This is a genomic window from Actinomadura sp. 6K520, from assembly GCF_004349245.1.
In the GTDB taxonomy this organism is placed as follows: domain Bacteria; phylum Actinomycetota; class Actinomycetes; order Streptosporangiales; family Streptosporangiaceae; genus Spirillospora.
This window is the reverse complement of record NZ_SMLC01000010.1, coordinates 43,934-58,186: the sequence shown is the minus strand read 5'-3', so window position 1 is coordinate 58,186 and position 14,253 is coordinate 43,934. Positions and strand designations below refer to the sequence as shown.

Below are 14,253 nucleotides of genomic sequence, written 5' to 3'. Positions count from 1 at the left end.
GGGGGGTGGCTGGTGCCGGACGCTAGCAACGCGTTGCAATGTCGTAAACAGCTTGCAGAAACTTTCTGCAAGTCCGTGGCCAATCTGTAACTCTTTCCAGAGTTCCGGACAAACCAGGTCGACACGCCCGCGGCGCCTGCGCCAGGCTGCCCCACGTGAACGGCAGCGCGCTCGGCCTCGACCTCGTCCGCGACCACACGATCCTGTCGGTCGTGACCGGGTCGCGGGCCTACGGGCTGGCGACCGGCGGCAGCGACGTCGACCGGCGCGGCGTCTACGCGGCGCCGGCTCCGCTGTTCTGGCGTCTCACCAAACCGCCCACGCACCTGGACGGCCCGCTGCCCGAGCAGTTCTCGTGGGAGCTGGAGCGGTTCTGCGAGCTCGCGCTGGCCGCCAACCCGACCGTCCTGGAGTGCCTGTGGTCGCCGCTGGTCGAGAAGGTCACCCCGGCCGGCGAGGAACTGCTGGCCGTCCGGTCCGCCTTCCTGTCCCGGCACGTGCACCGCACGTTCCTGCGCTACGCGGAGGCCCAGTTCCGCAAGCTCGCGGGCGACTTGCGCAACGGCGGCGCGCCGCGCTGGAAGCACGTCATGCACATGCTGCGCCTCCTCGTCAGCGGCCTCCACTGCGTCCGGCACGGTGAGCCGCGCGTGGACGTCGGTGACCTGCGCGACCGGCTCCTCGCCGTCCGCCGCGGCGAGGTCGCCTGGAGCGAGGTCGAGAGCTGGCGCGCCGCCCTCACCGCCGACCTGGCCGCCGCGGCGCCCCGCAGCCCGCTGCCCCCCGAGCCCGACCGCGCGAAGATCGAGGACCTCCTGATCTCCGTACGACGCAGGAGCATCGACCCGTGAACGTTCCCGAAGGACTGCTCGGCCGCCTTGCGGCCGACCATCCGTACCCCCGCGCGTTCGTCACGGTCAGCGGCGCCCACCTGTACGGCTTCCCCTCGGAGGACTCCGACATCGACCTGCGCGGCGTCCACCTCCTCCCCCTGGAGGAGATCGTCGGTCTGGAGACGGGGGAGGAGACCGTCACCTTCATGTGGGACCACGAGGGCGTGGAGGCCGACATCGTCACGCACGATCTGGCCAAGTTCTGCACCATGCTTCTGCGGCGCAACGGGTACGTCCTGGAACAGGTCATGTCGCCGCTGGTCGTCGCCACATCTCGGGTTCACCGGGAACTCAAGGACCTCGTCCCCGGCCTGCTGACGTCGAACCACGCGCACCACTACCTGGGCTTCGCGCGCTCCCAGTGGAAGCTGTTCGAGAAGACGAACGAGCTGAAGCCCCTCCTCTACACGTTCCGCGTCCTGCTGACGGGCATCCACCTGATGCGTGCGGGCGAGATCCAGGCCGACCTGACGCGCCTCACCGGCGACGGGCCGTCCTACCTTCCCGGCCTGATCGAGGCGAAGCGCGCCGCCGAGCACGGCGCCCTGCCGGGGGACGCCCCCGCCCCGTCGCGCCTCCAGGCCGACATCGCCGCGCTCACCGCCCGCCTGGAGGACGAGCGCGACCGCAGTGACCTGCCCGAATTCCCCGCGAACCCCCGTGCGTTGCACGACCTCGTGGTCCGGGCCCGCCTAGGCTGAACCCTGCGGTGTCTCCCCTCCGTGCCACGGGGTATACGGACCGTCTGACGCAACCACCTGGTGCCTCTGCCACGTAGTACAGGGTGATTGCGACGCCGAGGAAGGGGAGCGATGCGGGACCAGGGCATCGACCAGAAGGACATAGCGGAGGCGGATCTCCGGACGAGGCGCGGCGTCTTCCGCGCCGTCGCGTTCCGGGACCCGGTCGACGGGCACGAGCACATGGCGCTCGTGCGGGGCGACGTCGAGGGCAGGGAGAACGTGCTCGTCCGGATGCACTCCGAGTGCATGACCGGCGACATCTTCGCCGCCACGCGCTGCGAGTGCGGGGACCAGCTCGGCGCGGCGCTGGACGCCATCGTCCGCGAGGGTGCCGGTGTCCTGGTGTACCTGCGCGGCCACGAGGGGCGCGGGATCGGGCTGGTGGCGAAGGTCCGCACCCACATCCTGCAGGACGACCAGGGCCTCGACACCGTCGACTCCGCCACGGCCATCGGCCTGCCGGTCGACGTCCGCGACTACGGGCCGGCGGCGCGCGTCCTGCGGCATCTCGGGGTCCGGTCGGTGCGGCTGCTGTCGAACAACCCGGTCAAGGTGAGCGCGCTGGAGTCCTACGGGATCGCCATCGCGGCGCGCGTGCCGCTGCTCGTCCCGGTCAGCGACGACAACGTCCGCTACCTCACCGCCAAGCGCGACCGGCTCGGCCACGACCTTCCCCAGCTGGAGGCCCCGGCGCTGGACGGCGCCATCGGGGAGGCGCCGGTCAGCGAGGTCCACGGATGACGCGGCCCATGGCGGTCACGCGCCCGCTGACGACGGTGCGGCCCGGCGTGCTCTACACCGCCGGGGCGCCGCGCCGCAGGAGGCTGACGCCCACGCGGGGCGTGGAGCTGGCGGCCGCGGTGGGCGTCCAGTTCGCGCTGCTGGCCGCGCTGCGGCCCGGGATCGCGGGCGTCGCCGTGGGCGTCGGCTACGCGCTGGTCTCGTGGGGCGTCCTCACCATGGCTTTCCGCCGTCGGCGGACGCTCGGGCCCGCCGACCATGTAACGCTCGGTCGCGTTGTCCTCACGGGGGGTGTCACGGCGCTGGTCGCGGGGCATCTGATGGGGGACGGCCACACGTGGACGCTGGTCGCGGCCGCATCGGTGGCGCTCGTCCTGGACGGTGTCGACGGGCAGGTCGCCCGGCGCACCGGGACGGCGTCGCGGCTCGGCGCCCGGTTCGACATGGAGGTCGACGCTTTCCTCGTCCTGGTGCTGAGCGTGCACGTGGCCTGGTCCGCCGGGGCGTGGGTGCTGGCGATCGGGGCGATGCGGTACGTGTTCGGCGCCGCGGCGTGGGCGGCGCCGTGGCTGCGCGCCGAGCTGCGGCCCAGCATCGCGCGCAAGGCCGTCGCGGTGGTGCAGGGGGTCGCGCTGACCGTGGCCGCCTCGGGCGTCGTCCCCTACGCGGCCGCGCTGGTGGCGGTGTCGCTCGCGCTGCTGGCGTGGTCGTTCGGGCGGGACGTCGGGTGGCTGTACACACGGCGGCACGCGAAGCGGCCGGCGGGCCGGGGGAGTCGGGGGAGGAACACGGATGGAGCGCGACGCCCGCGCCTTCTGGATCCGGTCTCCCGGTAAGGGGGAGATCCGCGATGTCGTCCTGCCGGAGCCGGGGGCCGGCGAGGTGCTGGTCCGGACGGTGTGCTCCGGGGTGAGCCGGGGGACGGAGTCGATCGTCTTCCGCGGCGCCGTCCCGCCGAACCAGCACGCGATCATGCGGGCGCCGTTCCAGGACGGGGCGTTCCCCGGCCCGGTCAAGTACGGCTACCTGAACGTCGGCGTGGTCGAGCACGGCCCGCCGGAACTGCTCGGCCGCACGGTGTTCTGCCTCTACCCGCACCAGACCCGGTACGTCGTCCCGGCCGATGCGGTCACCCCCGTCCCCGCCGAGGTGCCGCCGGGGCGCGCCATCCTGGCCGGGACCGTGGAGACCGCCGTGAACGCGCTGTGGGACGCGGCGCCGCTGGTCGGCGACCGCGTCGCCGTGGTCGGCGCCGGGATGATCGGCTGCTCGGTCGCCGGGGTCCTCGCCGGGTTCCCGGGCTGCGACGTCCAGCTCGTCGACACCGAGCCCTCCCGCGCCGGCGTCGCGCGGGCGCTGGGCGTCGGGTTCGCGTCCCCCGAGGAGGCGGCGGGCGGCTGCGACCTGGTCGTCCACGCGAGCGCCACCGAGGCCGGCCTGGCCAGGTCGCTGGAGCTGCTCGCGCCGGAGGGGGAGGTCGTGGAGCTGAGCTGGTACGGGGACCGGCGGGTCAGCGTCCCGCTGGGGGAGTTCTTCCACTCGCGGCGGCTGACGATCCGCGGCAGCCAGGTCGGCGCCGTGCCGCCGGTGCGGCGGTCCCGGCGGACCTTCGCCGAGCGGGTGTCGCTGGCGCTGCGGCTGCTCGCGAACCCCGCGTTCGACACGCTGGTCACCGGCGAGAGTCCCTTCGGTGATCTGCCGCGGGTCATGCCGCGGCTGGCGAGCGGTGAACTTCCCGCCCTCTGCCACCGAATCACTTACTGAGCCCTTGCGTTTCCAGTCCTTTGCATCCCGACCATCTGGAGGACGACCTTGTTCGGTATCACCGTCCGCGACCACGTCATGATCGCCCACAGTTTCCGCGGCGAGGTCTTCGGGCCGGCGCAGCGGCTGCACGGCGCGACGTACGTGGTGGACGCGACGTTCCGCCGCCCCGGCCTGGACCCGGACGGCATCGTCGTCGACATCGGGCTCGCCACCCGCGAGCTGGGCGAGGTCCTGGGCGGGCTGAACTATCGCAACCTGGACGAGGAGCCGGACTTCGCCGGGGTCAACACGTCGACGGAGTTCCTCGCCAAGGTCATCGCCGACCGGCTCGCCGACCGGGTCCACGCGGGCGCCCTCGGCGAGAACGCGCGCGGCCTGTCCGGCATCACGGTGACGCTGAAAGAGTCGCACGTCGCCTGGGCCAGTTACGAGCGTGCCCTGTGAGCGGCCCTGTGAGCGGCCCCGTGAGCGGTTCCGCGGGCGGGCCGCACGAGATCTGCTTCGTCGTCCCGGGCGACATCGACGACCCCGACGTGCCGAGCGGGGGCAACCGCTACGACCGGCGGCTGAGCGACGCGCTGGCGGCGTCGGGGCGCACGGTCCGGGAGCTGGCGCTGCCCGGGGCGTGGCCGCGTCCCGACGAGGCCGCGCGGGACGGCCTCGCCCGGTCGCTCGGCGGCCTGCCCGACGGCGGCGTCGTCCTGATGGACGGCCTCGTCGCGTGCGGCGTCCCCGACATCGTCGTGCCGGAGGCGAGCCGGCTGCGGCTGGCGGTCCTCGTCCACCTCCCGCTGGCGGACGAACCCGGCCAGGCCGACCTCAACGCGGGCGAGCGCGAGGTGCTGGAGGCGGCCGGGGCCGTGGTGGCGACCAGCCCGTGGGCGAAGGAGCACCTCACCGCCCACCACGGCCTGGAGGCGTCCCGCGTCCACGCCGTGACGCCCGGGACCGACCCTGCGTCCCTCGCGGCCGGCACCGACGGGACGACCCGCCTGCTGTCGGTGGCCTCGGTGACGCCGCGCAAGGGCCACGACGTCCTGGTGGAGGCGCTCGCCACCCTCGCGCACCTGCCGTGGCAGTGCGAGATCGTGGGCCCGCTGCGCCGCGACCCCGAGTACGTGACGCGCCTGCACCGGCTCATCGCCCGGCACGGCCTCGGCGACCGGGTCCACCTGGAGGGGCCGCTGACCGGCAAGCGGCTCGACGACGCCTACGCCGGGGCCGACCTCGTCATCCTCGCGTCCCGCGCCGAGACGTACGGGATGGTCGTGAGCGAGGCCCTCGCGAGGGGCGTCCCGGTCATCGCGACGGCGGTCGACGGCGTGCCCGACACGCTCGGCTGGGACCCCACGGGCGCCGTCCCGGGCCTCCTCGTACCGCCGGACGACCCGGGCGCGCTGGCCGCGTCGCTGCGCCGGTGGCTGGTGACGCCGGAGCTGCGGGGCCGCCTGCGCGCCGCGGCCCGGCTGCGCCGCGGCATGCTCCCCGGCTGGGACGACACCGCCCGCCGCATGGCCGTCGTCCTGACCCGCCTGCGCAGGGAGGCACGGTGAGCTTCGACCCCTCCTGGCTGACGCTGCGGGAGGGCGCGGACGCCGTCGCCCGCGCCTCCGAACTGCTGGACCCGCTCCGCGACGCGCTCCCGCCGGGCGAGCCGCTGGTCATCTGGGACCTCGGCTGCGGCACGGGCTCCCTGGGGCGCTGGCTCTCGGGGCGGCTGCGCGGCCCGCAGCACTGGATCCTGCAGGACCACGATCCCGCACTGCTCGACCTGGCCCGGGACAACGCCTACGTCACCGCCGACGGGCTGCCCGCGACGATCGAGACCCGCAAGGGCGACCTCGGGTCGCTGCGCGCGTCCGATCTCGTCGGCGCGTCGCTCGTCACCGCGTCGGCGCTGCTGGACGTGCTGACCGCCGCCGAGGTCGAGTCCATCGCCGCCGCCGTCGGCTGCCCGGCGCTGCTGACCCTGTCGGTCGTCGGGCGGGTCCGGCTGAACCCGCCCGACCCGCTCGACGACGAGATCGCCGCCGCGTTCGACGCCCACCAGCGCCGCGGCGGCCGCCTCGGACCGGACGCCGTCACCGCCGCCACCGAGGCGTTCGGGCGGCGTGGTGCGTCCGTGCGGACGCGCCCGAGCCCGTGGCGGCTCGGTCCCGGGCAGGCCGCGCTGACCGCCGAATGGCTGCGCGGCTGGGTCGGCGCCGCCGTCGAGCAGCGCCCCGAGCTGGGGCCGCCCGCGGACGCCTACCTGCGCCGGCGGCTCGCCGAGTGCGCGGCGGGCGGGCTCACCGCCGAGGTCCACCACGTCGACCTGCTCGCCCTACCCGGGGGTACACCGTGACGAAGCTCTGGCCCTGGCTGCGCCTGCTCACCGGGCTGGGCATCCTCGCCGCGCTCCTGTGGTGGCACAGCACGGACGCGTTCGTCGACGCGCTCAAGGCCATCGACGCGGGGGCCATCGCCATCGCGCTCGCCATCGGGCTGCTGACGACCGTGCTCAGCGCGGCCAGGTGGCGCCTGGTCGCACAGCGCCTGGGCCTGCCCCTGACCATGGCGGGGGCCGTGCGGGACTACTACAAGGCCCAGTTCCTCAACGCGGTACTGCCCGCCGGTGTGCTGGGGGACGTCCACCGCGCGGTGAGCCACGGCCATCGGTCCGGTGACGTCGGCCGCGGGGTGCGGGCGGTGTTCCTCGAACGGGTGGCGGGACAGGTCGTCCCGGTGCTCGTGGGCCTCGCCGTCCTGTTCACCCAGCCCGCCGTGCTGTCGGCGATCGCCCCTGCCCTGACGCCGTCCCTGGTCGTGATCGCGGTCGTGCTGAGCCTGCTGCTCGTCGTGGCCCGCCGGCGCAACCGCACCGGGCGGCGGGGGGCCGTGGCGACGATGGTCGCCGACACGCGCGCCGTGCTGGACATCTGGCCCGCCATCGTGATCCTGTCCGTGACGGCCCTCGCCGGGCACCTGACGCTGTTCGTCGTCGCCGCCCGCCTCACCGGCTCCACGGCCCCGCTCGCCACCCTGGTGCCGCTGCTCCTGCTGGCGCTCCTCGTGATGGTGCTGCCGGTGAACGTCGGCGGCTGGGGGCCGCGCGAGGCCGTCCTCGCCGTCGCGTTCGGCGCCGCCGGGCTCGGGTCAGCGCAGGGCCTGACCGTCTCCGTCGGCTACGGGGTGCTCACGTTCGTCGCGTGCCTGCCCGGCGCCGCCGCCCTGCTGCTGAAGCGCCGCGAGGCAGTGCCCGAACGCCGCGACCAGGCTCCGCAGGGCGTCCCGGCCCTTGCCGGCGTCGGCCAGTGACGGCCGCCCGATGACGCCCGACGCGGTGTAGGCGGCCATCCCCGCCGTCAGCAGATGCCGCCGGTCACCGGCCAGGTGGTCGGCGGTCCCGTACCCGTCCCGGACGAGTTCCGGGTGGGCGTGCAGCAGGATCGAGGTCTCCAGCTCACCGGCGTGCATGTCGTCGGCGTCGGAGGTCTCGACGCCCGCCGCCGCGCGCGCCTCGGCCCACTCGTCCAGGCCGGGGAACAGCGCCATGTCGCCGTGCGCCTCCTGGACGACGTTGCCCAGCACGTAGTTGCCCCCGTGCCCGTTCACCAGGACCAGCTTCGGCACCCCCGACCGGCGCAGCGACCCGGCCACGTCGCGGACCACCGCGTGCAGGGTCGCCGCCGAGATGCTCACCGTCCCCGGCCAGGCCGCGTGCTCGTGCGAGCAGGAGATCGTCACGGGCGGGAGCAGCCGGACCGGGTGCGCCGCGGCGATCTCCCGCGCGACCGTGCAGGCGATCACCGTGTCGGTCGCGAGCGGCAGGAAGGGGCCGTGCTGCTCGTGGCTCCCGATCGGCAGCACCGCCACCGGGACGTCCGGAACCTCGGAACTCGTGTGCGTCGGCAACATGACCACAACTCTGCCGTACCCGGACCGTACCGGGGGCGCCGCGGGCCTCAGCCGTCGAGCAGCTCGCGGACGAGGGCGCCGACCTGGGCGGTCTCGGTGAGGAAGCCGTCGTGGCCGCTGGGCGACTCGATGACCCGCAGGCGGTCGGCGGCCGGGATCCCGGCGGCCAGCTCGGCCTGCTGCGCCGGCGGGTAGAGCCGGTCGGAGTCGATGCCGGCCACCAGCGTCCGGGCCGTCACCCGGCGCAGCGCCGCGGCCGTGCCGCCCCGGCCGCGGCCGGTGTCGTGGCCGTTCATCGCCTCGCTGAGCACCACGTAGCTGCCCGCGTCGAAGCGCCGCACCAGCTTGCCGGCGTGGTGGTCGAGGTAGGACTCCACCTGGTAGCGGCCGGAACGCAGCGGGTCCTCGCCGTCCTGCGCGCGGCGGCCGAACCGGGCCTGCAGCTCCGGCTCGCTGCGGTAGGTGATGTGGGCGAGCCGGCGCGCGGTGCCCAGCCCGGCGTGCGGCCCGTGCCCCGGCGCGGCGCCGTGGTAGTCGCCGCCGCGCCAGCCCGGGTCGGCGCGGATCGCGTGCAACTGCACCGCGGCCATGGCGATCTGCTCGGCGCTCGCCGCGGCGGTGGTGGCGAGCAGCAGCAGCGCCCCGACCCGCTCCGGATACGACACCGCCCACTCCAGCGCCCGCATCCCGCCCATCGACCCGCCGGTCACCAGCGCCCAGCGCTCGATTCCGAGCGCGTCGGCGAGCAGCGCCTCGGCGGCCACCATGTCGCGCTGCGTCAGGTGGGGGAACGACCCTCCCCAGGGTCTTCCGTCCGGCCGGGGGGAGGACGGCCCGGTACTGCCCTGACAGCCGCCGAGCACGTTGGGGACGACGACGAACCAGCGGTCGGTGTCCAGGGGGCGGCCCGGCCCGACCAGCCCGTCCCACCAGCCGGGCGTGGGATGCCCCGGCCCGGCGGGACCGGCGACATGGCTGTCCCCGGTGAGGGCGTGCAGCACCAGCACGGCGTTGGAGGCGTCGGGGGCGAGCCGCCCCCACGTCTCGTACGCGAGCCGCACCCCGGGCAGGACGCCGCCGACCTCCAGCGGAAGCGGCCGGTCGAGCGTCACCCATCGCCGCCGGCCGGGCGGATCCCCCTCCCGCCAGGCCCCGGAGACCGGCGGGAGGGGGATCGGCGCGGTCTCGGGGTCGGCGGTCAGAGCGCGCCCTTCGCCGCGCGGAACCCGGCCTCCAGGTCGGCCTTCAGGTCGCTGACGTTCTCGATGCCGACCGAGAGCCGCACCAGCCCGGGGGTGACGCCGGCCGCGGCGTGCTCCGCGGGCGTCAGCTGGCTGTGCGTGGTGGACGCCGGGTGGATGATCAGGCTGCGCACGTCGCCGATGTTGGCGAGGTGGCTGAACAGCCGGACGCCCTCCACGAAACGCCGGCCCGCCTCGATGCCGCCGGGCAGCTCGAAGCTCACCATGGCGCCCGTGCCGCGCGGCAGGTAGCGCCGGGCCGCCTCGTGCCACGGGCTGGACGGCAGCCCCGGGTAGTGGACGGCCGACACCTCGTCGTGCCGCTCCAGCCACTCGGCCAGCTCCCTCGCGTTGGACGAGTGCCGCTCCATCCGGAGGCTGAGCGTCTCCACGCCCTGCAGCAGCAGGAACGCCGAGTGCGGGGAGAGGGCGGGGCCGAGGTCGCGCAGCAGCTGGACCCGCATCTTGATGCCGTAGGCGCCCGGGCCGAGCGCCGGCCAGTAGCGCAGGCCGTTGTAGCTCGGGTCGGGCTCGTTGAAGTCGGGGAACCGCTCGGGGTGCGCCCCGAAGTCGAACGTGCCGCCGTCGACCACGATGCCCGCGATGGTGGTGCCGTGCCCGCCGAGGAACTTGGTCGCCGAGTGCACCACGATGTCGGCGCCGTGCTCCAGCGGGCGCACCAGGTACGGGGTGGCGACCGTGTTGTCGATGATCAGCGGGACGCCCGCCTCGTGCGCGACGTCGGCGACGGCGCGGATGTCGAGGACGTTGCCGCGCGGGTTGCCGATGCTCTCGGCGAAGAGCGCCTTGGTGTTCGGCCGGATCGCGGCCCGCCAGGCGTCGAGGTCGTCGGGGTCCTCCACGAGGGAGACCTCGATGCCGAACTTCGGCAGCGTGTGCCGGAACAGGTTGTGCGTCCCGCCGTAGATCGTGGCGGCGGAGACGATGTGGTCGCCGGCGCGCGCCAGGTTCCAGATCGCCATCGACTCCGCGGCCTGCCCCGAGGAGACCGCGAGCGCGCCGACCCCGCCCTCCAGCGCGGCGACGCGCTGCTCGAACGCGTCCTGGGTCGGGTTCATGATGCGGGTGTAGATGTTGCCGGCCTCGGCGAGCGAGAACAGGTTCGAGGCGTGCTCGGTGTCGCGGAAGACGAAGGAGGTCGTCTGGTAGATCGGCACGGCCCGCGCCCCGGTGGCCGGGTCGGGCCGGGTGCCGGCGTGCACCTGCCTGGTCTCGAACGACCAGCCGGACTCGGCGGACGGGGCGTTCTCGTCGTGCTGGCTCATGGGTCTCCTCGGGCTGTGCGGGGCGGTGGTGGGGAGGTCGCGCGGGACGGCGTACTCGTGCGGAATGCGCATGGCTCCGGCCGCGGGGCGCGGGGCGCGGGGCGCGGGCGGGAAGGACGTCGCCGTGCGCGGCGCGGATGCCGGCCGGGTCGCTGGACGGCGCCCGCGGCGGGCGGCGTCAGGAGGTCGCGCGGCAACAGCTGCTGCTGGTGACGCGCCCGTAGTCAACGTGCCGGCGGGCCACAAGCAAAGTCATTGGGGCAGTTTATCCTGGTCACAGCCCTGTTTGTGGGTAATGTGCATCACAGGTGGTCACGTTTCGGACGGTCCGTCAGGCGGCCACGAGATCGTCGCGGGCGGGAGCGTCCGCGTCGAGGCGGTCTTCGCGGCGCCCGCCGGCTCCGCGGACGTGGCCGGCGGGCCCGTCCCCGGCGGCGGGGACCGGCCGCGCCGCCCGCGCCGGCCGGGTCGCCCGTGCCTGCCGGGCCGCTCGCGGCGCCGCGCCCCGCCGCACCCGCTCGACGGCCGCGACCGCCGTCAGCGCACCCGCCAGCAGGACGGCGGCGACGAGGCCGTCCGTCCAGTAGTGGTTGGCCGTCACGACCACCACGAACACCGTGACCGGCGCGTGCGCCGCGACGACCCACCGCCACCGGCTCCGCGACACCCGCAGCACCGCGACGGCGACGAGGAGCGCCCACCCGACGTGCAGCGACGGCATCGCCGCGTACTGGTTGGCGATCCCGTCCGTCGTGGCCGGATACGCGGACGGGCCGACGGTCAGCATCGTGTCCGTGGCGCCGATGCCGGCCAGCCGCGGCGGCGCCAGCGGGAACAGCACGTGCACGACCAGCCCCGCCCCGGTCAGCACCACCAGCTCGTTCCGCACCCTGGTATAGGACGACCGGTGCCGCACATAAAGCCAGACCAACAGCAGGGCCGTCCCGGGAAAGTGCATGCCCACGTAATACACATTCGCCAGGAAGGCGGTGTGCTCCCACCCCAGCGCCCACTGCTGCAATTCCACCTCGCTCGGCAGCCAGGCGCCCTGGAACCCCCACAGCCGCGACGCGTTCGCCATCGCCTCGGCGGGGCCGTGGTCGAACAGCGTCCGCCCCCACCTGTAGAACGTGAAGAGGACCGCCAGCAGCCCCATCTCGGTGGCCAGCGGCCGCAACCCGCCCCGCACGCCCCGGTGGAGGGACATGCTCAACCCGCCGCTCGCCATTGGTGGTCCTCCCGGTTACCCCGTCGTTCCCGTCCCATCCCATCTTTCGGGTCCGACACTTTCCGGGCACTGGTCCCACCCACCCGGTCGGCGGAGGGAAAGCCCCGGAAAGAGGGTGGAGCCAGCCCCACCCCTCCCGTAGATTCCGAGCCATGATCACAGGTGACTGGCTCAACCCGCCCCCCGCCGCCGACCGCGACGGAGCCGACCTCCTCGTCACCGCCGCCAAGGGCAGCGACTTCTGGCGGACGACCGCCTACGGCTACGACCGCGACAGCGGCCACGCGCTGCTGTCGCCACTCGGCCCCGAGGCCGCCGTCGAGGTGTCCTTCATCGCCGACTACGACCACCAGTTCGACCAGGCCGGCATCCTGCTCCGCCTGGACGAGGCCACCTGGATCAAGACGGGCGCCGAGTACTGCGACGGGGAACTCCAGCTCGGCGCCGTCGTCACCAACGGCGTCTCGGACTGGTCGTCCGCGCCCGTCCCCTGGGCGGGCCGCGAGGTGACGCTCCGGGCCAGCCGCAGCGGCGACGCCGTGACGATCCGGGCCCGCGCCGGCGACGACCCGTGGCACCTGATCCGGCTGGCGCCGTTCCCGGCGGGCGTCCAGGCGGCGGCCGGTCCCTACTGCTGCGCCCCCGAACGCGACGGCCTCACCGTCCGCTTCACCCGCGTGTCGGTCGGCCCCCCGGACGAGGTTCTGCACGCCTGACTCTGTACCTGAACACTTACTCGGTAGTACTCTCTCGCCGCGGAATTCGACTGGCGAGAGGGGCGGCGGATGCCGATCGCACCGGTGGTGGAGGAGCGCGCGGGATGCGGGTGGCCGGCACGGGCGGCGGCGCGGCTGTCCCGGTGGTTCCTGCGCCCGCTCGTCGCCCGGCTGCCGTGGACGCCGTTCACGCTGCGCCTCGCCCCGCTGCTCGACCTCGGCGCGGCGCTCATGGTGCCCCCGCGCGGCACCCGCGTCACGAAGGTGAAGGGGCTCGGCTGCGCCGCCGAATGGGTCCGCGGCCGCGGCGTGCCCGCCGGGTCGGGCAAGGTCGTCCTCTACTTCCACGGCGGCGGGTTCGTCGCCTGCGGCCTGCGCACCCACCGCCGGATGCTCGCCCGGATCTCCCAGGCGGCGGGCATGCCGGTGCTCTCGGTCGCCTACCGCATGCAGCCCCGCGTCCCCATCCGCACGTCCATCGGCGACTGCGTGGACGCCTACCGTTGGCTGCTGGGCAAGGGGTACGACGCGGACGACATCGTGGTCGGCGGCGACTCGGCGGGCGGCTACCTCGCCTTCATGGCACCGCTGTACGCGCTGCGCGACGGGCTGCCCCGCCCCGCCGGCATCGTCGCCCTGTCGCCCTTCGCGGACCTGGACATCGACGTCAAGATCGCGCACGCCAACGCGGCGCTCGACCCGTTCATCCCGGCGCCGCGCATGTGGGACATGGTCCGCACCTGCTTTCCGGACGCCGTTCACACCGACCCCTGGCTGAGCCCCGTGCACGCCGACCTCGGTGGCCTGCCGCCCACCCTCATCCAGGCCGGCTCGATCGAGGTGATCCGCGCCGACGCCGAGCTGATGGCCGAACGGCTCGGCGCCGCGGACGTGCCCTGCACGCTCCAGATCTGGGAGGGGCAGATGCACGTCTTCCAGATCTTCGCCGACGTCTCCCGGGAGGGCCTCGCCGCGATCAAGGAGATCGGCGCCTTCGCCCGCCGGGCCACCGGCGCCTCCGCCCGTCAGGCGGCCGCCTAGCCCGGAAGGTGCTTCGCGGTCGTCGCGTGCAGGGCCAGTGACAGTGCGACGGCCTGGTCGACGACGGCGTCGAGATCGTGCCCCAGCCGTCCGTCCGCCCACTGCTGCGCCAGCTCGGTCATCGCGCCGGTGAACATGGTCGCGGCGATGACGACCGGCAGTTCCGGCCCGGGGCCCATCGCGATGAGACCGTCCAGCAGCCCGGTCTGCGCGGCCCTCCGCCGCACGGCCAGGACCTCGTTGCCGCGCGCCTCGGCGAACAGCACGCGGCTGCGCCGCGGGTCCTCGCTGATGAACCGGAGGACGTTGCTGATGCCCGCGCGCGTCCGCGCCTCCGGATCGGGGCCCGCCTCGTCCAGGGCGCGGGTGAGGACGTCCCCGAGCGCGGCCGCCTGCTGGTCGTAGACGGCGGCGAGCAGCTCGTCGGTCCCGGTGAAGTTCTCGTAGAAGTACCGGGTGTGCAGCTCTGCCTCGCGGCACACCGCGCGCACCGTGAGCCCGGCCTCGCCCTGCTCTCCGAACAGCGCGAACGCCGCCCGGACGAGCATCTCGCGCCGCTCGTCCTTCCGCCGGGCCACGGGGACCCCGGCCCACCGGGAGGACACGCTCGCCATGGCGCTCACGATAGCAAGCGGCAAGTCTGGACACACACGTAACCAATCGCTTATTCTGGCTACAGTCGTAGCCAGAAAGTAGGAGC

The 14,253-nt window shown here is 74.2% G+C and carries 15 protein-coding genes and 1 pseudogene; 11 read left to right on the top strand and 5 right to left on the bottom strand.

Features of this window, described 5'->3' with window-relative positions:
• The first annotated feature begins 155 nt into the window (after window positions 1-155).
• The 9 genes and pseudogenes from E1289_RS05085 to E1289_RS05045 all read left to right on the top strand — a co-directional run.
• Window positions 156-851: a nucleotidyltransferase domain-containing protein gene (locus E1289_RS05085; protein ID WP_131975777.1), complete on the top strand. Its 696-nt coding sequence runs from the start codon at window positions 156-158 to the stop codon at window positions 849-851.
• A complete protein-coding gene (locus E1289_RS05080) occupies window positions 848-1,594 on the top strand; it encodes a nucleotidyltransferase domain-containing protein (protein WP_131975775.1) in 747 nt (248 codons plus the stop codon). The genes E1289_RS05085 and E1289_RS05080 overlap by 4 nt, the downstream gene beginning before the upstream one ends.
• Before the next feature lie 111 nt (window positions 1,595-1,705).
• Window positions 1,706-2,377: a GTP cyclohydrolase II gene (ribA, locus tag E1289_RS05075; protein ID WP_131975773.1), complete on the top strand. Its 672-nt coding sequence runs from the start codon at window positions 1,706-1,708 to the stop codon at window positions 2,375-2,377.
• 8 nt (window positions 2,378-2,385) lie between these two features.
• Window positions 2,386-3,213 carry a CDP-alcohol phosphatidyltransferase family protein gene (locus E1289_RS05070; protein WP_131975771.1) on the top strand — a complete coding sequence of 276 codons (828 nt, stop codon included), beginning with the start codon at window positions 2,386-2,388 and terminating at the stop codon, window positions 3,211-3,213.
• Window positions 3,170-4,141: a zinc-binding alcohol dehydrogenase gene (locus tag E1289_RS05065; RefSeq protein ID WP_131975768.1), complete on the top strand. Its 972-nt coding sequence runs from the start codon at window positions 3,170-3,172 to the stop codon at window positions 4,139-4,141. Before E1289_RS05070 ends, E1289_RS05065 begins: the two co-directional genes overlap by 44 nt.
• A 48-nt stretch (window positions 4,142-4,189) precedes the next feature.
• Window positions 4,190-4,588, top strand: coding sequence for a 6-carboxytetrahydropterin synthase (locus E1289_RS05060; protein WP_131975815.1), 399 nt, complete (start codon window positions 4,190-4,192; stop codon window positions 4,586-4,588).
• 20 nt (window positions 4,589-4,608) lie between these two features.
• The gene (locus E1289_RS05055; RefSeq protein ID WP_243712616.1) at window positions 4,609-5,697 is read left to right on the top strand and encodes a glycosyltransferase family 4 protein; all 1,089 of its coding nucleotides are present in this window, start codon (window positions 4,609-4,611) and stop codon (window positions 5,695-5,697) included.
• Window positions 5,694-6,488 carry a class I SAM-dependent methyltransferase gene (locus tag E1289_RS05050; protein ID WP_131975766.1) on the top strand — a complete coding sequence of 265 codons (795 nt, stop codon included), beginning with the start codon at window positions 5,694-5,696 and terminating at the stop codon, window positions 6,486-6,488. The genes E1289_RS05055 and E1289_RS05050 overlap by 4 nt, the downstream gene beginning before the upstream one ends.
• Window positions 6,416-7,276 (top strand): annotated as a pseudogene (locus E1289_RS05045) (lysylphosphatidylglycerol synthase domain-containing protein); the annotation flags it as partial. The gene E1289_RS05050 and the pseudogene E1289_RS05045, both read left to right, overlap by 73 nt.
• Window positions 7,277-7,279: 3 nt before the next feature.
• Here the strand turns inward: E1289_RS05045 and E1289_RS05040 are convergent.
• From E1289_RS05040 to E1289_RS05025, 4 genes are all read right to left on the bottom strand, one after another.
• A complete protein-coding gene (locus tag E1289_RS05040) occupies window positions 7,280-8,041 on the bottom strand; it encodes a creatininase family protein (RefSeq protein WP_131975764.1) in 762 nt (253 codons plus the stop codon).
• A 47-nt stretch (window positions 8,042-8,088) separates the two neighbouring features.
• Window positions 8,089-9,243 carry a homoserine O-acetyltransferase gene (locus E1289_RS05035; RefSeq protein WP_131975811.1) on the bottom strand — a complete coding sequence of 385 codons (1,155 nt, stop codon included), beginning with the start codon at window positions 9,241-9,243 and terminating at the stop codon, window positions 8,089-8,091.
• Entirely contained in the window at window positions 9,240-10,568 is a 1,329-nt protein-coding gene (locus tag E1289_RS05030; protein WP_131975762.1) for a bifunctional o-acetylhomoserine/o-acetylserine sulfhydrylase, read from the bottom strand. Before E1289_RS05030 ends, E1289_RS05035 begins: the two co-directional genes overlap by 4 nt.
• A 331-nt stretch (window positions 10,569-10,899) precedes the next feature.
• Window positions 10,900-11,796, bottom strand: a complete 897-nt coding sequence (locus E1289_RS05025; protein ID WP_131975760.1) for a phosphatase PAP2 family protein — start codon at window positions 11,794-11,796, stop codon at window positions 10,900-10,902.
• A gap of 152 nt (window positions 11,797-11,948) precedes the next feature.
• On the opposite strand from E1289_RS05025, the gene E1289_RS05020 reads away from it, so the two are divergent.
• Window positions 11,949-12,512 carry a DUF1349 domain-containing protein gene (locus E1289_RS05020; protein ID WP_131975758.1) on the top strand — a complete coding sequence of 188 codons (564 nt, stop codon included), beginning with the start codon at window positions 11,949-11,951 and terminating at the stop codon, window positions 12,510-12,512.
• Between the two features lie 69 nt (window positions 12,513-12,581).
• Window positions 12,582-13,553, top strand: coding sequence for an alpha/beta hydrolase (locus tag E1289_RS05015; RefSeq protein ID WP_131975756.1), 972 nt, complete (start codon window positions 12,582-12,584; stop codon window positions 13,551-13,553).
• Here E1289_RS05015 and E1289_RS05010 read toward each other — a convergent pair.
• Window positions 13,550-14,167, bottom strand: a complete 618-nt coding sequence (locus E1289_RS05010; RefSeq protein ID WP_131975754.1) for a TetR family transcriptional regulator — start codon at window positions 14,165-14,167, stop codon at window positions 13,550-13,552. The two genes, E1289_RS05015 and E1289_RS05010, sit on opposite strands and share 4 nt — an antisense overlap.
• Window positions 14,168-14,253: the final 86 nt, after the last annotated feature.